The 19,150-nt window shown below is 43.1% G+C and carries 15 protein-coding genes; 4 read left to right on the forward strand and 11 right to left on the reverse strand.

The window, feature by feature from the left end; genetic code table 11:
• Positions 1-85: 85 nt before the first annotated feature.
• The 3 genes from ACQ93I_RS09510 to ACQ93I_RS09520 form a co-directional block, all read right to left on the reverse strand.
• Positions 86-697, reverse strand: a complete 612-nt coding sequence (locus ACQ93I_RS09510; RefSeq protein WP_431698297.1) for a phosphatase PAP2 family protein — start codon at positions 695-697, stop codon at positions 86-88.
• A 24-nt stretch (positions 698-721) separates the two neighbouring features.
• Complete coding sequence (locus ACQ93I_RS09515; protein ID WP_431698298.1) at positions 722-1,618, reverse strand: SDR family oxidoreductase; 897 nt, start codon at positions 1,616-1,618, stop codon at positions 722-724.
• 121 nt (positions 1,619-1,739) lie between these two features.
• Positions 1,740-2,120: a PH domain-containing protein gene (locus ACQ93I_RS09520; protein WP_431698299.1), complete on the reverse strand. Its 381-nt coding sequence runs from the start codon at positions 2,118-2,120 to the stop codon at positions 1,740-1,742.
• 130 nt (positions 2,121-2,250) lie between these two features.
• On the opposite strand from ACQ93I_RS09520, the gene ACQ93I_RS09525 reads away from it, so the two are divergent.
• The 3 genes from ACQ93I_RS09525 to ACQ93I_RS09535 all read left to right on the forward strand — a co-directional run bounded on the left by ACQ93I_RS09525 (position 2,251) and on the right by ACQ93I_RS09535 (position 5,180).
• Entirely contained in the window at positions 2,251-3,615 is a 1,365-nt protein-coding gene (locus ACQ93I_RS09525; RefSeq protein ID WP_431698300.1) for an acyl-CoA dehydrogenase family protein, read from the forward strand.
• A 70-nt stretch (positions 3,616-3,685) separates the two neighbouring features.
• Positions 3,686-4,606 (forward strand): 2-hydroxyacid dehydrogenase, encoded by a 921-nt coding sequence (locus tag ACQ93I_RS09530; RefSeq protein ID WP_431698301.1) that lies wholly within the window; start codon positions 3,686-3,688, stop codon positions 4,604-4,606.
• 127 nt (positions 4,607-4,733) lie between these two features.
• Positions 4,734-5,180, forward strand: a complete 447-nt coding sequence (locus ACQ93I_RS09535; RefSeq protein WP_431698302.1) for a universal stress protein — start codon at positions 4,734-4,736, stop codon at positions 5,178-5,180.
• A 247-nt stretch (positions 5,181-5,427) separates the two neighbouring features.
• Here ACQ93I_RS09535 and ACQ93I_RS09540 read toward each other — a convergent pair whose 3' ends face one another.
• From ACQ93I_RS09540 to ACQ93I_RS09575, 8 genes are all read right to left on the reverse strand, one after another.
• Positions 5,428-7,875: a zinc-dependent metalloprotease gene (locus tag ACQ93I_RS09540; protein WP_431698303.1), complete on the reverse strand. Its 2,448-nt coding sequence runs from the start codon at positions 7,873-7,875 to the stop codon at positions 5,428-5,430.
• A gap of 358 nt (positions 7,876-8,233) precedes the next feature.
• Positions 8,234-8,689: a DUF4440 domain-containing protein gene (locus ACQ93I_RS09545; protein ID WP_431698304.1), complete on the reverse strand. Its 456-nt coding sequence runs from the start codon at positions 8,687-8,689 to the stop codon at positions 8,234-8,236.
• A gap of 81 nt (positions 8,690-8,770) precedes the next feature.
• Positions 8,771-10,072 carry a M20 metallopeptidase family protein gene (locus ACQ93I_RS09550; protein ID WP_431698305.1) on the reverse strand — a complete coding sequence of 434 codons (1,302 nt, stop codon included), beginning with the start codon at positions 10,070-10,072 and terminating at the stop codon, positions 8,771-8,773.
• 185 nt (positions 10,073-10,257) lie between these two features.
• Entirely contained in the window at positions 10,258-10,968 is a 711-nt protein-coding gene (locus tag ACQ93I_RS09555) for a hypothetical protein (protein WP_431698306.1), read from the reverse strand.
• A 172-nt stretch (positions 10,969-11,140) separates the two neighbouring features.
• Positions 11,141-11,779: a transposase gene (locus ACQ93I_RS09560; RefSeq protein ID WP_431698307.1), complete on the reverse strand. Its 639-nt coding sequence runs from the start codon at positions 11,777-11,779 to the stop codon at positions 11,141-11,143.
• A 222-nt stretch (positions 11,780-12,001) separates the two neighbouring features.
• Complete coding sequence (locus ACQ93I_RS09565; protein WP_431698308.1) at positions 12,002-12,865, reverse strand: GIY-YIG nuclease family protein; 864 nt, start codon at positions 12,863-12,865, stop codon at positions 12,002-12,004.
• An 81-nt stretch (positions 12,866-12,946) separates the two neighbouring features.
• Entirely contained in the window at positions 12,947-14,002 is a 1,056-nt protein-coding gene (locus ACQ93I_RS09570) for a DUF262 domain-containing protein (RefSeq protein WP_431698309.1), read from the reverse strand.
• Positions 14,002-15,006 (reverse strand): hypothetical protein, encoded by a 1,005-nt coding sequence (locus ACQ93I_RS09575; RefSeq protein ID WP_431698310.1) that lies wholly within the window; start codon positions 15,004-15,006, stop codon positions 14,002-14,004. The genes ACQ93I_RS09570 and ACQ93I_RS09575 overlap by 1 nt, the downstream gene beginning before the upstream one ends.
• A 213-nt stretch (positions 15,007-15,219) precedes the next feature.
• Between ACQ93I_RS09575 and ACQ93I_RS09580 the strand changes: the two genes are divergently transcribed.
• Positions 15,220-18,501 (forward strand): amidohydrolase family protein, encoded by a 3,282-nt coding sequence (locus tag ACQ93I_RS09580; protein ID WP_431698311.1) that lies wholly within the window; start codon positions 15,220-15,222, stop codon positions 18,499-18,501.
• Positions 18,502-19,150: the final 649 nt, after the last annotated feature.

Below are 19,150 nucleotides of genomic sequence, written 5' to 3' on the forward strand. Positions count from 1 at the left end.
CAAAACACCGGGTTTTTTATTGGTTCAAATGAACTGGATTTAGTAATATGTAATCTTACAAATAGGTTTGGGGATTTGCACTTTTTCAGAACCTGTACACAAAACCCAGCAGGTATTGATCGTTGCCACTGGAGAAGGTGAGCTGCATATTTTCCCGTTGGTAAGGACTGGTGAAAACAAAACTGCTCCCAATGCCTACCACCGCCCCGGCAAGTATATCATAGCCGTCATGCCTTGTAGCATTGATGCGGCTGTAAGCTGTCCAGCCTGCCAGCACATACCCGGGAATACTGTATTTAAAGCCATACCTCTTGTGAATAAAGGAAGCTGCCTGAAAGGTAATTGACGTAAGCCCCGAGGGAAAGGCCTGCCCCCCACTGTTAAACGGACGCCTCTTATTAATGGCATATTTAAGACCTGCTGTAACAGCCAGGTTGGTAGCAAAACCTTTGGTGAATTGCCAAAATCCCTTCCTGTCTTTCATCACCACGGTAGTGAGCGCTGCTGTTGCCGGCAAAGCCAGCAAAATAACATCACCACTGGTTTCTACTGCCTCGCTGTTGGGCTCAATGAGCTGTGCCTGTAAGTTGGAAGGTATGCTCAGTAGAAGCCCGAACAGAAAAAGAAAAATGATCTTCTTTACCTGTGTGACAAACTTGTGCTGATCTTTAAATCCTGATTTCAAAAAATGCTGCATTGGTGAACTCTAAAATAAAGTATATTAAATAGTGGGCCTTCCTCCCGTAACCTGCACGGTAGAACCGGTCATGTAACTGGACCCTTCCGATGCCAGTAAGACAAAAGGTGCCGCAAATTCAGACGGTTGTCCCGGCCTTCCCAGCGGAGTATCCTGCCCAAAGGTTTCTACCTCATCCATCGGCATGGTAGACGGGATCAATGGCGTCCACACCGGTCCCGGTGCAACACAATTGGCACGGATTCCTTTTGATGCCAGGATTTGCCCAAGATTGGCAGTGAAGTTTTGAATTGCTCCCTTGGTGGCAGCATAGGCCAACAGTTGCGGATGTGGTTTATAGGCGTTAATCGAGGTGGTATTAATAATAGTACTTCCCGGTTTCATGTGAGGTTCGGCAGCTTTTACCAGGTAGAACATTGAATAGATATTGGTCTTGAAGGTCTTATCCCACTCTTCGCTGGGAATGTCCTGTATCTTTTCTCTCGCCATTTGAAAGGCTGCATTGTTCACCAGTATATCTACCTGCCCAAACTCATCTACTGCTTTTTGGACGATCTTGCTGCAATGCTCTTCTTCACTTACATCTCCCGGTACCAAAACTGCCTTTTTCCCTGCCTTTATCACCCATTTGGCAGTTTCTTTGGCGTCATCGTGTTCTTCGAGGTAAGAGATCAGAACATTAGCTCCTTCTCTTGCAAAAGCGATTGCTACCGCTCTTCCAATTCCGGAGTCGCCCCCGGTAATAATGGCATTTTTGCCTTCCAGTTTGCCCGATCCAACATAAGATTCCTCACCGTGGTCTACCTTAGGCTGCATTTTATCCTCTTTTCCCGGCGTCTCCTTCTGCCGCTCCTGATCTTTAAAAGGAGGTTGTGCTTCTTTCGTTTGCGGATCTTTCATTTTTTCATTGTCATTTTTCATAGCTTAAACTTTTTTGAAGAGGTTCCAAAAATGGCATTTTTGACACCTCATGTTTCAGTTTGAATTTAAGGAAAGTAGCTCGCAGCGAAGGAAAGAAGGGAACTAAAATTTTGCTAAAAGTCTATTTTAGTACATGTTGCGCCAAAAGCTTCTGTACCTCATAGACATTGACAGATTTATTGAACTTCCTGGAAACACTTGGGTGCTGTTCAGAAGAGATCCAGATCTTCAGCTCGGCATCAAGGTCAAAAGTTCCTGCTGTTTCAACACTAAAACGGGAAATACTCTTATAGCTTATTGAAAGATATTGGGTCTTGCTTCCGGTGAGGCCCTGTTTATCTACCAAAATGAGTCGTTTATTGGTGAAAATAAAAGTGTCCCTAAATATCTTAAAACCCGCTTCTATTACTTCGGAATCACAGAGCAACTGCGCGAAATCATTCTGAAGCTTTTGATTGTCGACTGCACCGGCATTACCCATTAGTGATGAAAAAATTCCCATGATGATCTCTGTTTTGACAGGAAATTTAAAACAAATATTCGAATCCCGAAGGCATCTGCATACCAGTCTTTGAGAAAGCTTTAACAAGCTGCCTTTGCTTTAATGTCTATTTTTAGAAAAACCTTAAACTATGGCCTTCTTCGGAAAAGTTAGAAACACCATTAACTTGTTAAAGAACATTGATCTTGACCAACTGTCGAAGATCAATAAGCAAATAGATCTTTCGGAAGCTATGCAAACCCTGGGACAGCTGGATGAGAATCAACTCAAGGGGCTCATGAAAATGCTGAAGACCAAGCGCCGGAAAGGTCAGCACGACCTGCCACCTATTGACGGCGATTTTTATAATCTCGATCTAAAACTGACCGAAGAGCAGCGGGAACTACAGCTGAAGGTGCGCAATTTCATGGAAGATGAAGTGCGGCCGCTGGTAAATGACCACTGGAACCGCGCGAAGTTTCCCTTCGAAATTATTGAGAAATTCAAAAAACTCAACATTGCCGGAGTACCTTATGAAGGCTACGGCTGCCCCAATTTGCCATTTTTAATGGAGGGCGTTATTGCACAGGAAATTGCACGGGTAGATGTATCTATTTCCACTTTTTTCGGCGTTCACAGCGGCCTGGCGATGGGTTCTATCTATCTCTGCGGAAGTGACGAGCAAAAAGAGGAGTGGCTCCCAAAGATGCAACGCCTGGAAACCATCGGCGCCTTTGGGCTTACCGAACCTAATGTGGGCAGCGGCGCAGCCGGCGGACTCGAAACCACATGTAAATGGGATGGAGAAAACTGGGCACTAAACGGACAGAAAAAATGGATTGGAAACGCCACTTTTGCCGATGTAATTGTGATCTGGGCCCGCGATGAAGACTCCAACCAGGTAAAAGGATTCCTGGTAAGGAAAGACAATCCCGGCTTTAAAGCCGAAAAAATGGAAGATAAGATGGCGCTGCGTATTGTGCAGAATGCACTTATCACACTCACCGATTGTAAAGTACCGGAAAGCGACCGACTCCAAAAAGCAGAGTCTTTCAGGGATACAGCCAAGGTTCTTAAAATGACCCGTGCCGGGGTAGCCTGGCAGGCTGTGGGTTGTGCCAGGGGAGCTTATGAAAGTGCACTTAAGTACACCAAGAAAAGAGAACAATTTGGTAGGCCTATAGCCTCCTATCAGCTTATACAAAATCACCTGGTAGAGATGATCGCCAACCTCACCTCTATGCAAACCCTTTGTTTCAGGTTATCTGAACTTCAGGATCAGGGTCTGTTAAAGGATGAACATGCCTCACTGGCAAAGGTCTATACCAGCATGCGAATGCGCGACGTAGTAAGCAGGGCCCGCGAGGTTATGGGCGGTAACGGAATCCTCCTGGAATACGACGTTGCAAGATTCGTCGCCGATGCCGAAGCCATTTACAGCTACGAAGGCACAAAAGAGATCAACTCCCTCATTGTAGGAAGGGCGATTACTGGATATAGTGCGTTTGTAAATTAAAAAAAGACGGTAGACTGTAGACGGTAGTTTTAATCTACCGTCAATTGACTAAAGACTAAAGACAAAAAACATGTCATTTCTAATCATCAGTCCGAAGAAAGATCCCAAAGCCTGGATAGAGGCCTTGAAAGCCGAAGCGCCAGATTTAGATCTGGAAGTATATCCGCAGGTAAAAGATCCTTCTAAGGTAGAATATGTGCTTTCCTGGAGACATCCTCATGGCATCTACAGGGATTTTAAAAACCTGAAAGTGATTGCTTCCATGGGGGCAGGTATAGACCATATCATCAGCGACAAGGAAATTCCGGAGCACATCCAAATCACCCGGGTGGTCGATGAACAGCTGACTAAAGATATGAGCGTATTTGTACTCTCCCTCATTCTTGAACACCTGCGCAACCTGGCGCAACACCACAGCCAAAATGAATGGAAACCAACCTCTTATCAACTTCCCGAAGATACACAGGTAGGAATAATGGGCATGGGCGTACTGGGCGTGGGAGTAGCCGAAAAACTGATCCAGAATAAATTCAATGTTACCGGCTGGTCCCGCACCAAAAAGGAGATCCTGGGAGTCACTACCTATCACGGCGATGAGCAACTTGAAGAATTCCTCAGGGAAAGCCGGGTTCTGGTCAACCTGCTGCCCCTCACCTCTGAGACAAAAAATGTTCTCCAAAAAAGCCTTTTTGAAGCCTTACCAAAAGGCGCTTTTGTTATCAACGTGGCGCGCGGGGAACACCTTGTTGAAGATGACCTGATAGAAGTGATCAACAACGGACATCTTGCCGGAGCCGCTCTGGATGTGTTCAGGAAAGAGCCTCTGCCCAGAGAACATCCATTCTGGAAGAATAAAAAGATCAGGGTTTCCCCGCATATTGCCAGTATTACCAATCCGGTAACTGTAGTACCGCAGATCCTGGAGAATTATGAGCGGATGAAAGAAGGTAAAGAGCTGAAGAATGTGGTTGATCGGGAGAAAGAATACTAGTATTCAGTGATCAGTGATCAGTGATTAGTGATTAGTGATTAGTGATTATTATAAAATTTGATCGTAAAACATATTAAATCAGAATCTGGTAATTGAGACCTACATAGCCAAAACAACAAACAACTCCATGAAAGAATTTAAAAATATACTGGTTGCCGTAGACTTCAATGATGCCGTGGGAGATCTTTTAGGTTATGCTGAAAGTCTGGCCGAAAAATTCGGAGCTAAGGTGTGGGTTTTGCATGTAGCTGAACCCGATCCCGATTTTGTAGGCTATGAGCCCGGACCCCAATACATCAGAGATTTTAAAGCTGAAGAATTCCGCGAGGAACACCGGAATTTACAAATGTACTGCGACACTTTTCTAAGCGAAAATATTGAAAAAGAGGCTCTCTTGATCCAGGGTTCTACTGTAGAAGCTGTTCTGGAAGAGGCACAAAAACTGAAATCTGATCTGCTGATTGTCGGCACCCACAAACACAGTTTTCTGCACAATTTGTTACAGGAAAGCGTTTCCCTGGAGCTGCTGAAGAAGGCCAGTTTTCCGTTACTGACAATACCTATTGAAGAATAAGTTTTGAAGTGGTCGGTAGTCGGTAGTCGGTGGTCGGTAGTCGGTGGTCGGTAGTCAGTATTCACTGAAAAATCATCTATGGGAACTTCTTAATCTTGGCTCACATCTCACATCTCACATCTCACATCTCACATCTCACATCTCATGTCTCATGTCTCATAATCGCATCCAACAAAAAATCTCCGCCTTGTAGCGAGGATTTTTGTGATAAAACTGTTTGATAAAATCTATAAATCAGCTGTATGTTTTACGCATCTACATCAAGGGCCTGATCGATCCTGGCGATCAAATCATTCCAATGATAAATACTTAACTGGTCATTCGTTCTGTTTCTCCTGGATCTAAGATCTCTTCGCAATTGATCCAGGTCTCCGCGCATTAATGCAATGACATCTGTAGAAGCAACCTCGTCACTTTCTTCTTTCTTCAGGTTCTGAACATATCCTGCAGCGGCATCAACATAAGCCCGCTGAATGTTTCTTCGATAGGCATCAACTTTTTGAGACCTGTACAGCTCCTCAAAAATACCTTTTCGCAAGTCGTTCATCATTTCAACTGCGGTGTAAGCTGAATTTCCATTCACCTGCTCATTGGTGATCATTCGCTGCAGGCGGTCATCGTCCAGCAGGTCATTAAGCGATCTGCTTTGAAGATTCTGTACCCGCTCAATAGCTCCTGAAGGTTCAATGCGTGCCAATAGCTCCCTATCCAGCAACCAGTCGGGTGTAGAAAAAGCATGCGTGTTCAAAAAATCAATGGCAGCTTCCTGTTTTTCTTCAGGGACATGAGTGTACACAGTTCCTTCCTGGTCGGCTGTTTTACGGGTTTCGTAAACTCCTCCCACATTGGCGACGACGTGAGAAACGTAGCCTCTCCACATATTTGTTAGTTCTCGGTATACTTCAATTAATTCGGAATAATCGGTATTGTCTTTTGAAGTCCATGCAACTAAATTCGGAACCACCTTCTTAAGGTTTGCAAGTCCGTACTCGCTGGCCTTAACCTGGTCGTCACCCAGGCTTTCTCTTTGCGACTGCGGATCAATTCCGCCGTAACCATTTCCGAATTCATAAACAGGATCCCCGGCTTTTTCAAGGATCCATTTGCTTAGAACAGGTTTCTCATCTTCGGGAGAATCGGCTTCAGGAATATACCTGTAGCCCCAGTTGATGGCATAAAGATCATACGGCCCCATCATCCTGATGTAGCGAACTCCTTTATCTTCGGGCTGGGCCACGTAATTTACACGGGCATAATCCATAATAGAAGGGGTCAAACCATACTTCTGGGTGAATTCAGGAGAACGCAAGGAATCTGTAGCATAAGCCGAACTCGCCTTCATGTTGTGCGGCAAACCAAGGGCATGGCCAACTTCATGAGCGATCACCATGCGCATCATCTCTCCTATTTCTTCCTCGGGAGTATTAAGGCTGCGGGCAGATTCCAGCTGGGCACCGACCTCAATCATGTAGCGGTTCCTGTATGAACGAAGGTGGTTGTGATACCAGATAATGTCACTCTCAATGATCTCCCCGGTACGTGGATCGGTCACACTTGGCCCCATCGCATTTCTCGTGGTACTGGCAACGTACCGTACCACCGAATATCGCACATCTTCCGGACTAAAATCGGGATCTTCCTCTTTTGTCGGCGGATCTTTGGCGATCACAGCATTTTTGAAACCTGCAGCTTCAAAAGCCACATTCCAGTCTTCGATTCCCTGCTTAAAGTAAGGCCTCCATTTTTCGGGCGTTGCTGGATCGAGATACCACACAATAGGCTTCACCGGCTCTACCAGCTCTCCCCTTTTATAAGCTTCAATATCTTTTGGAACCAGCTGCCAACGGTTGATTATCCTGTAATCATCACTCTTAAGCTCTTCAGAATTATAATTATATTTTCGGGTGGTAAACCAGCCCACACGATGATCGGCCAAACGCGGCTGCATTTTTTCTTCCGGAAGCAGGATCATTGACTGGTTCATCAACATAGTAATGGTTCCTGCCTGGTCTCTTTCGGGTGGTTCCTCGGCTTCATAGGTCATCACGTGCTTCACCTCAATATTTTCAGGAAAAGCATTGGCTGCGGTAATATAAGAACGTGATTTGTCCAGCTTCTTTACCTTGTATCGCTTTTTTAGAGATGGCGAAACACCGTTAATGGCAGCTACTTCTTCCTTAAAAAGATCACTCACTTCTATTACTGCGGAAGTTTTATCGTCGTTATAAGCTGCAATCTTCGAGCTGAAAAGTATTGGAAAGAAATTATTCGCAGCAACCGACTGATAAATAGGAGAACCTTCGTCACTCTCGTTCTCAAAACTTATCACCTTCATGTCTATATAGTCACCTCTCTTTGACCAGCGCACCACCTGCTCATTGGCTTTGGAGCCGGCGTTGACATAACCACCGCCATAGCCTGCAGGCACTCCGGCAATACGACTCACCAGCAGCAAGTCTTTTTCCAGCATGTCCAGCGGAATCTCAAAATAAAGTTTATCTCCCACAAAATGGGTGGTAAAAAGACCTTCGTCGCTTTTAGCTGCGGCAGTGATCACCTCCTTGTAGGGTTTGGTATCATCCTGCGGCTTTTTTTGTGCCGAAGCATCACTTTTTTGCGCCGGTACTGCTTTATTGGTCTGGCAACTCACACCAACCGCCAGGAGCAGTCCGTACATCGGTAACTTTTTTATCATGGGTAAAAGGGATTTAGGGTTCCCAAGATAAACAATGAAGTTAGATTTACGAAATTGGATCTACAGTTCTAAAGTACGAAGTTAGAAGTAAAAGGTTCGGTTGAGCCGGCGCAGTGGCGGTTGAAATGCGATCAAGAATCCTATTGCTTTTTCCGTTTTACCCCCCGCCATAAAGGGAGCCGAAAAAAGCAATAACTGTCATAAATTTAGAATATAATACTCGGAATTTGATGCTGTTTCCCGCAGATCTTCGCTTAAGTTGAATTCATACAATGTATTTTCCAAATTAAACGGCGGAAGGCGGAGCCTGACCAAGAACAACCTGTTAATTGTTAATTGATCCCTGACAATTGATTCTTTATTCCTTCGCAAGCGTAGAATGCAGCAGCTGAAGTTTCCAGCCCTCATTAGTAAGGATGGCGGTGGCGCTTTCCACCCAATTCATTTCCCTCACTACCTCCTCCCCGGCTTTAAATTGAGCTTTATTGTAATAAGCGACCGAGGCCATATTCCCTTCAATCTCGATCCTGATAAAATCAAAGGAATTTACCCGTTTCACTTCAGTTTTTCTTTCTCCTGCTTGCGTCAAATAGCCTCTCATCTTCTCCATATTCCACACCTCCCCTGTTTCCAGCAAAAGAAAATCCTGGGTACAATAAACGTCAAGAGCCTTCAGATCCAGATCGGAAAATATATGCTGAAAGGAATTCTTAATGAGTTCTTTGACCTCCTCTTCACTGCCGGTCTCAACTGAATTCTGACCAATAGCCGCTGCAGTCATGAACATAATTACAACTTGAAATATCCTCTTCATAAGAAGTATTTTTTATTCAATTAAACATTGGCAGAAAATGCCATTTTTGGAAGGTTTAGTCCTCCATTCAAGCGAAATTAATTATTTCTGAACTCTATTGATACGATCAAGAAGTACAGACGAAAAATAGGAAACTCCAAACCTGATGCTTTCTTCATCCACCGCAAAATCGGGCGAATGCGGCATGGAGATCACGCCGGTTTCATAGTTTGCCCCACCCAGAAAGTAGTAGACTCCCGGAACTTCCTGCTGAAAATAAGCAAAGTCATCACCACGATCGGCCGTTACCACGCCGTATAAAGGAATCACACTCTCCTCTCCATAAATACCTGTAATACTCTTGATACTTTGGTTGGTGAGCTCTTCATCATTCACCACCACAGCTTTTTCATAGGAATAATCAACAGAAACCAGGTCCTTTGAATATTCTGAAACCTGAATCTTCTGTTTTAAATCCTTCAGAAATGAATTTAATTGCGCTTTATTACTGGAATTCAAAACTGCAGTTATTACTACCTCATCATTGGTCTCCTCAATCCCAAACTTTTCCTTCACGGTAAAGAAGTCAGTGAAAATGGTGTTGGGGTTCTCTATGCCAATTTCAGGATCTCCTAAATTCTCCCAGTTCCAGAATTCACTATCAGCTGGTACATTTTGAAATCCGGAAATTGCAGCTTTGGTGAAATCAATCTTAGCGTCCTCATTGCCCGTGAGCTTATAAGTTACTTTTGCCTTGTTGGTATGGGCATAAACACTTTCGGCTTTGGTGGCCACGGTGCCAACCGGAAAGGGAGAAATATGCAGTCCGTAAATCTCATCGAATTCCGCCATTTCTAACAATCCGTCGTCTATCATGGCCTTAGCACCTTTGTAATTCTCTTCGGAAGGCTGAAAAATAAAATACACGTTTCCTGCCAGGCTATCTTTTTGCTGAGACAGCACATTGGCGATCCCCAGACCAATAGTAGTATGAACATCATGTCCGCATATGTGTCTTATCCCCTCATTCACCGACGGAAAATCTACCACATCGGGAACATCTGAAGCCATAGCATCAATATCTGCACGCCAGGCTACAGTTTTCCCTTCCTTGCCACCTTTTAGAACTCCAACCACGCCATAGCCACCAATATTGGTTTTCACTTCCAGACCTAAAGAATCCAAATACTCCAGAATTTTCCGGGCTGTTCTTTCCTCCTGCCCCGAAACTTCGGGATGTACGTGGAAATCCCTTCGCACCTTCACCAGGTCGTCAAAAATGGCATTTGTGTGCTGCTTTATGTTTTCGTGTGGCGAAGGAGCGTTGGCAGTTTCCTGTGCAGAGCCGGCTGATGCTGCAAAAATCAATAATAAAATGGCAGGTAAGAATTTGGCGATTTTCATATTTGTTTATTTTCAGATTGTAACGGCACCACAAAACAATTTAGCACCGTGAAATCATCATTTAGAAAAGTGCAGGGGATTTTTAAAAATAGAACAAGCAATCAAGACAGCAAAGCTTTGAAAGTGAAAGTTTAAGGAAGGCGTGCCACGCTGATTAATTACTGTTCGTTGATAGTTGATAATTACTAACTGTTCCGTTCCCGGTAAAGCTTTTCCCCAAGCTTTCCTTCATCGCCCAGGGCTCTGCCTTTGATCAACCAGGCAGTACCGAAAAAGAAAAGTGTCAGGGCTTCAAGGATAAGAGTGGAATATTGGAATAACTTGAAGCTTTCAGAAACCGGAACCAGAATGATCAACACCAGGATTGCACTGCCGCAGAATCTGTAAATATTGTTTTCATTCATTGTGCTTACGGGAATATTTTCAGCTTTATTTTGCCCTATGGTAAACACATTTATGGCGAGCAAGGCAAAAATTCCGAAGAGCAGGGCAGCGAAAGCGTAGTGAACCCAGCCCAGCCAGGAGAGGTGGTACGGGATGAGCGTATAAGCTTCTTCCGGCCAAACTTCAGGCGTGACGGGAACCAGTGCTACACCCACTGCCATAATCCCCGCTACATTGGTAAGCAGCTGGTCATTCTTCCAAATCGAATCATTTCCGTGGCCTTTATAACAGATCATAAACAAACCTACAGCCGCTAAAATCCCGGTAAAAATATCCCGCAAATTGCTGTAATAGTAATCACTGATGGAAGGCTGCACTTCAGTTTTGAAAAACGGTATAAAAGACAGGCCCACCAGCAATACCGGTAGCGCAATCCCCAGGTACCCAATTGCCCGCCTAAGTCTCCTGTAGGTGAAAATGTCATTCTTGCTTCGGGGACGGGAACTTTTCATTTACGAAAAAGGCTTAAGGAAGTTGGATTTTAGAAGTACGAAGTGAAGTTAGATTTTAGAAGTACGAAGTTAGAAGTTTTGGAATTTGGAATTTGGAATTTGGAATTTGGAATTTCCGAAAGGAGGTGTCAAAAATGACATTTTAGAGAGGTATGTTTGAAGAATAATGATTTCATTGTTCCGGGAACATGCTGTCATCTTTCCAGTTTGCTGGATTGTATTTAATATAATTTGAAATCCTCTCAAAAGACTGGTGATCTCTAATAATATGATCGTAAAAGAGGGATTGCCAGCCAAATTCCAATTTTAACCGGTTTGCATGTTTGGTCACTGCCGATTTATAGGAACCTACAATAGAGGAAACCGTGTTTTTCCCCTGATTTTGAAACAGTTTTTGGCCCGGTGTCATTTCGGGTTCAGGGGTATTGGGTTCATCTATTAATCCATCGGTAGATTGTTGTGGTATTGATTGTGGGCTCAAGACATGCCTTGAGCCCACAATCCTGTCATTACCTTCCATTGTCCAGGGTGGTTTATTCCCATTCAAAATAATAATTCCGTGAATATGATTTGGCATTACCACGAATTCCCCCAATTCCACATTTTTCGCATGGTGTAATATTTCATACCACAGCACATTGGCGATCACACCGGCAGATGACAATTTTATTTCCCCATCCTGAACCTCTCCAAAAAAATGTTTCCGGTCTTTGGTACAAATAGTAATAAAATATGCCGCATCCCATCCATAATCCCAATGTTGCAACCTAATGGATCCATTCCGAAATTTATTCCCCGATTTAGCAGACATAAATTTTAGGGTTTTTTAGGGGGAGGCCTTTAAAGGTAGTCAAAAATGCCATTTTTGAAAGGTATTTTTTCAAATCGAAAGGCCGATGGCATGCCATCGGCCCCCATTGTTCCCAAATAATAATATCCATTTAAACGGAATCTCCATAACCTCCGAAAGGATCCGGTGTGAAATTTCATGGATTAAATGAAGGTGCCAAAAATGGCATTTTTGAAAGGTATTTTAGGAATTAGATTCCACCATTTTTAAAGGACGGCCATCATTTAGTTTCCACTCCGTTAAACCATTTGCACTTCTTCCCATAACGACAGCAGCAGCGGCTGAAGGGCTTAAAAATAAATGATCTTCCCTTAGCACAAGCTTGTTATTCACCTCAACCACGATATTGTCGTTAATCAGGCTTTGTCTAAATTTCACCCAATTCTCCGGAAAGGAATTGGTTATGGAATTTGCTATTTCTGAATCCTTTAAAACCACAAAACCTTCGTTGGTCATTTGGCCTTTTGCGTTGGCACCTCTTACTGAATTTATATAGAAGGTATTGTTTACCTCTTCCTGAATTGTTTGGGGTTTCCTGAGGTCTTCAAAGATTTTATATCCAAGAGCATTCACCAGCAACCTGATGTTTTCCAGGAACTCTTCCATCTCTGCTTTGTCTGCTTCTGAAATGGAGGATCGCGGCGGGATATTCCCATTTTCGAGGTCGTAGCGATTTACCTTTAATGCAATCTCGTGCAGCCTACTCTCCAGGTATTTGATGTGGGCCTTATTCAGGTTTTCATCTTTGCTTACAAAGACAAGGGCTTCATTCCAGAAATCTTTTGCAGATAAGTGCTGGTTCAGTCTTTTATAAATCCCCTCTGCTTCCCCAATATATGCCAGTTCTTTATTCTCTGATTTATCAGATTTTCCAAAGAGTATATAAATACCGGTATTTTCCAACTCCGGCCGGTCTGATGATTCTTTGATTTTCTTTCTGGGAATCTTCAATGCTTTCCCAGTCCAATTCGACAATTCACAGGTCATCCTGCCATTTGGCTCCCCGTCTACCAGGAAGATCTTTATAGTTTTACCGAAGTTTTTCATAGATCAATTCTGAATAAGAATATGAATCACAAATTTTATTGTCCGAGGTTTCTAGCATTGAAATAATTAGCAATCTAAATTTTACTGCTCTTGACAATATCTAATTAAAGATTCTATTCTTCGTTTTCTCCTAGCTGCTCCTTTTGTTCCAGCTGACATAGTCACCCTATATTCTTGAATATTTTCATCCTCAGATTTAGTTATATACTTGAGATAGAAATCTTCTAATTTTGATTTAAGACTGTTGAAATCGATATCTTCAATATTAATTTCTCTCAAAAATTCTATACTTAATCCCCACAATGCATAAAAATGACTAACCCCGTCTATCTTCAAACTTTTATAATCTAAATCCAATTTTGAGATAAATTCTAATGATTTTTTAAAGACTGCTTCATAAACATTTAACTCATGTTCATTTGCTGATAAGTGGGATTCAATTTGAGAATCTATAAACTCTGGTTTATCTCCTGGTATGACATTATCAGTAATGGAAGTTATAAGAAGCTCAGTAACATACTCTTCGTCTTCTAGACGATTACGTTGAAGTTTGTCCAGTATTGGCGCCAGTGCAGGTTCATTTGATAGTTTCCTAATTAATTGATAAAAAGCATTTGAGTTGTATTTTGCATTCCTCAATTCTTGTTTCGTTAAAGGTTCACCGTTACGATTTAATCTATCAAAAATATTATTGACTACTTCAATTTGGTCTGTATCAACAAATTCAATAGTTATGTCATAACGCCAAAAAGCCTTTTTCCAAATATTTAGCTCCTCAGTATCTAAGTCTTGAAAATAAATTCCAGATAATTCGGGAATTCCAAAATTGTCGGAGTGAAAATCATCTGGCGTTCTCACTTCGTTATTGATAAAACTCAAAATAGAACCTAACCTTTGTTTTCCATCAATAATATCATACATTGTTTTACCCGTATCTTCATCAATGTGTTGATGTAGAAATATAGGAGGTATAGGGAAATTTTTTAGTATGGTGTCAATTAAAAAAGATTTTTTCGATATACTCCAAACATCTCCTTTTCTTTGATAGCCTGGATCGAAATTGTATTTATTCAACTGATAATTTTCCCAAAAATTGGCAATATTTATAGTTGTACTATTTCTATTTAGAATATTCATTATAATAGTGGTTTGGAATTGCAGTAAAAAATAACTTTATCAAATAAAGTAGTTATAATAGCATTAAATACCTTGGGAGTATAAGGATTTATAACCTTTACTTCTTCAATGTCCGGATTAATACTTGTTAAGATAGAATCTATTTCCAACCTGTCGACATGCCAATAGGACAAACCGCAAATTAATAGTTCATCATCTTTACTTAATGCATTTGCGACAGATTTTGCTTTATCTCGAATTTCCTTGGCCCATTTAAAATTTAATCTACTAGAATCACCAGCCGGGGGAATGATTGCATTTACCGAATTTAGAGCGTCAATTTCGGTATAATTTAAGGAGAATTCTTTTATTTCTCCGTCACTGGAATCACTGTCGTAGCGTATTTCAAAAGCTTCTTTAGGTTTTTTAACTCTATGCGAGAAGCTTATGGATCCGTGGGGTTTATAAATAACAACTTTTTTCCCTTTCTCGTCCACATTGGAAATATCAAAGTCAATATTATTTCTTCTAAAAACTCGTTCAAGCCAGATATCATAATTAAAGGTCACAATATGGATTTTTTCCACCTCCTCCGAATTGTATATTTTGTTCAAAAATTTAAACCAGGCCCACTCTGAGAGTTCTTCAGTATCAATATTTATCTGATTGTCATAATGCACAAATAATGCCTGCAAATAAATTACTAATTCTTTATAAGCCTTGATATATATATTTTTTGATTTTTTGTTATTCCTATGAAGTATGTTCGCACAGGTTATTATATCCTCAATCAACTCCATAGCATCTTTGTCAGTCATGGTAGGCCTTGCTCCTAAAGTCCATAAATTAGGACAATATCTATAAGATAAAAATCCCGGTTTATCATTACCTGGCCACGGTACAAGTTCTCCATTTGAAAATAAATTTTTAACATTTATACTTCTGTCCTTTTTGGACGCTAAAAAATCTATTAAGTCTATAGTAAACCCATTACCTAAAAGAATGTAGTAATTCTTCTTGCTCATTGACAGCTTTTATAATATTTATTAAAGATTATACCAGCAGTAGGAACTGAATAAAATCGACTTGTAGGGAGTTGTTAAAAATAACATAATTTTCTACAGAAACCTCTATTCCTGAAGAAACTTTTGAACGTCTTCTGCCCCTCTGCACCTTCAGCAATAAAACCTTCAAAAAATCCCTATATTTAGCCCTCTTAAAATTTTCAAAATTCACTTATGATCCACAAACCCCTACTGGCATTACTCCTGCTAATGACCACCTCCGCCATTTTCGCGCAGGAAGAAGAAAAGAAAGATGACAAAAAATGGGATGTCAACGATCCCTATACCTCAGACTGGAACATCAAGGAAGTTGACCTCAACACCAATGAAGGCACCTGGATGAACCTCGACGTAAGCCCCGATGGGAAGCAGATCGTTTTTGACCTTTTAGGGGATATTTACCTTATGCCTGCCAGTGGTGGGAAAGCCACGGCACTCACCAGCGGCATGGCCTATGATGTGCAGCCGCGCTTTAGCCCCGACGGGAAAAGTATCTCCTTTACCAGCGATGCCGGTGGTGGCGACAACATCTGGATCATGAATGCCGATGGCAGCGATGCAAAGCAACTTACCAAAGAGAATTTCAGGCTGCTCAACAACGCGGTTTGGATGCCCGACGGGAATGCAATTGTGGCCCGTAAGCACTTCACTTCGGGCCGTTCCCTTGGAGCCGGCGAGATGTGGATGTACCACATAGGGGCAGGCGCCGCGGGGATTCAGCTGGTAGAAAAAGCCAACGAGCAACAGGATATCAATGAGCCCAGCATCTCGCCCGATGGCCGCTACCTGTACTACAGCCAGGATGTGTATCCGGGAGGATATTTTCAATATAATAAAGACCCAAACAACCAGATCTACGTGATCAATCGCTATGACTTCGAAACTGGTGAGATCGACCGCGTTACCGGCGGACCGGGTGGTGCTGCGAGATCACAGGTGTCACCCGACGGGAAGAAGCTGGCTTTTGTAAAACGCGTGCGTACCAACTCGGTGCTTTACATCCACGACCTCGAAACAGGCGAGGAATGGCCGGTGAATGATCAGTTGAGCAAAGATCAACAGGAAGCATGGGCCATCTTTGGCGTGTATCCTGGCTTTGGCTGGATGCCCAACAGCCAGGAGATCGTTTTCTGGAGCCAGGGAAAGATCAAAAAAGCGAATATTGAGAACGCCCGTGTTTCTGAAATTCCGTTTGAGGTGAACAACACCATCAAAATTGCAGAAGCGCACCAGGTGAAGCACAAAGTCTTTTCCGAAGAATTTAACCCGAAGGTAATTCGTCACGCGGTCACCTCTCCCGATGGAAAGACGCTTGTCTTCAATGCCGTGGGTTACCTGTGGAAGAAAAGCCTTCCTAATGGTTCTCCGGAAAGGATCACCAAAGCTGAAGAATTCGAATTTGAACCGGCTTTCTCTCCCGACGGAAAGAGCATCGTATACGTGACCTGGAGTGACGACAATATGGGCGCTGTAAGAACAGTTGGCCTTAACGGAAGGAATGCCAAAAAACTGACTGCCGAAAAAGGCATTTTCAGGAACCCATCTTATTCAAGTGACGGGCGCATGATCGTCTTCAACAAGGAAGGCGGAAATTCTGACCTCGGAAGGACTTTCACAAAGAATCCCGGAATCTATTTGATGAACGCTTCCGGAGAGAATTTAAGGAAGATCAATGATGAGGGGGAATTCGCGATGTTTAACACCAATGATGATCGCATCCTGTTCCAAACGGGGGGATATTTATTCGGAAGTCTTACCAAGAAGCTGAAGAGTGTTGACCTCAACGGAAAAGACGAGCGCACGCACATGGAATCAAAGTACGGCGGCCGACTCGTACCAAGCCCCGACAATAAATGGGTAGCCTTTAGCAACCTGCACAAAGCTTACGTGGCTCCGTTGTTAATGACAGGTAAAGCTGTGGAAATAGGACCCAATTCCAAAACCGTTCCGGTGAGTCAGCTGGCGAAAGATGCAGGGATCAACATCCACTGGTCTAACGATAGCCAGAATGTGCACTGGACTTTGGGAGATGAATATTTCACCAATAAAATTACCGAGCGTTTTACCTTTTTAGAGAACTCGGTAGATTCCATTCCGCCAATTACCGAGCAGGGAACAAAGATTGGTTTAAAAGTAAAGACCGATGTGCCTTCAGGACAGATCGCTTTCACCAATGCCCGCATCATCACCATGAACGGCGAGCAAGTGATCGAGAACGGAAGTATCGTGATCGAAGGCAACAAGATCGTGCAGATAGGGAATGCTTCCGAAGTAAATGTGCCGAAAAATGCGAAAGTTTATGATGTGAAAGGCAAGACCATCATGCCCGGAATGGTAGATGCGCATGCTCACATTGGCGCTTTTAGATACGGATTAACGCCGCAGCAGCACTGGCCTGCGTTTGCAAACCTCGCTTACGGGGTTACCACCGCGCATGACCCTTCTGCTTTGAGTGAAACCGTCTTCGGAATGGCCGAATTGATCAAGAGCGGCGAAATGGTTGGCCCACGCCTCTACTCCACCGGGATCATCCTTTACGGGGCCGAAGGAGATTTCAAAGCCGAGATCAACAGTCTGGAAGACGCAAGATCTGCCTTACGCAGGACCAAAGCATTTGGGGCGACTTCAGTTAAAAGTTACAATCAGCCGCGCCGGGAGCAGCGCCAGCAGGTGATGCAGGCAGCAAAAGAACTCGACATGAATGTGGTGCCTGAGGGCGGAAGTACATTCTTCCACAACATGAACATGATCGTGGACGGGCATACCGGGATTGAACACAACATCCCAATCGCGCCTGTCTATAAAGATATTAAAACGCTTTGGGGCAACAGTAACACAGGCTACACGCCTACGCTCATCGTAAATTACGGTGGAATCAACGGGGAATATTATTTCTACGACAAGCACAATGTGTGGGAGAATGAGAAACTTCTGGAATTCACGCCGCGTTCTGTAATAGATTCCCGTTCAAGACATCGCACCAAAATACCTGATGAAGAATACGAAAACGGACCTATCTTGGTTTCAGAAACTGCAAAAGAACTTTCGGACATCGGCGTAAAAGTGAACATGGGTGCCCACGGACAATTACAGGGCCTTGGAGCACACTGGGAGCTGTGGCTGATACAAATGGGCGGCATGAGCAACATGGAAGCCTTAAAAACTGCCACTATCAACTCCGCAGAATACCTTGGTCTGGGTGACGAGATCGGAAGCCTGGAAGTCGGTAAACTCGCTGACTTGCTGGTATTGGAGGAAAATCCGTTGGAGGATATCAGAAACTCCAACAGCATCATCTACACCATGGTAAACGGAAGACTTTATGATGCCAGTACTATGAACGAGATTGGAAACGAACCGAAAGAAAGACTGAATTTTTACTGGGAGAACAACAATTACAATCCTTCTTTTGGATGGCATGAGGAAGGGCATGCACATGGATGTATGGCGCATTAGGGATTGTATAATGTATAATGAATATTGTATAATGGGTGATTAGACCGCTGCGCTGTTAGATATTGGATCGCTTCGCTGTTAGACATGAGATATGAGATATGAGATATGAGATTTTAGAAATGGAGAAGCCGGGATCCTTTGGATTTCGGCTTTTCTTTTTCCTTCGGAAAAAGGATCTTTTTGAATCATATAAGCCCAATTGTAAATATATCTGTCTAAAACTCATTCCCTCCCTTTAGGGTTGGGGAAAAGGAATGGGTTTTTAGGTTGGGATCCCAAAAATGACATTTTTGAGAGGAATTTCTCCAGTTGATCCAGAACTGCCTCTTTAATATATGCCGTCCCTCTGGGACTCTCATTCTTCTTATGAAAATCCGGGGCTAGAAATATATCGCCCCTCCGGAGCTCGGATTGGGCTAAAGCCCTGGAACTGATTTTATATTAATCCTCCACCTGAAGGTGGGGGCAATTGATGGATTTTAGACCTCTCCTACCCATCCTGCGGGCACCTCGCCAAAGGAGGGGATAAAACAGAAATGCATTGCCTCCGGCTTTAGCCGGAGGACCAAAAAGAACAAAGAAAAAGGGCTTTAGCACAATTATAAATATCTATGTCTAAAACCCCTTCCCTCCCTTTAGGGCTGGGGAA

This window comes from Salinimicrobium sp. WS361 (genome assembly GCF_050750585.1).
In the GTDB taxonomy this organism is placed as follows: domain Bacteria; phylum Bacteroidota; class Bacteroidia; order Flavobacteriales; family Flavobacteriaceae; genus Salinimicrobium.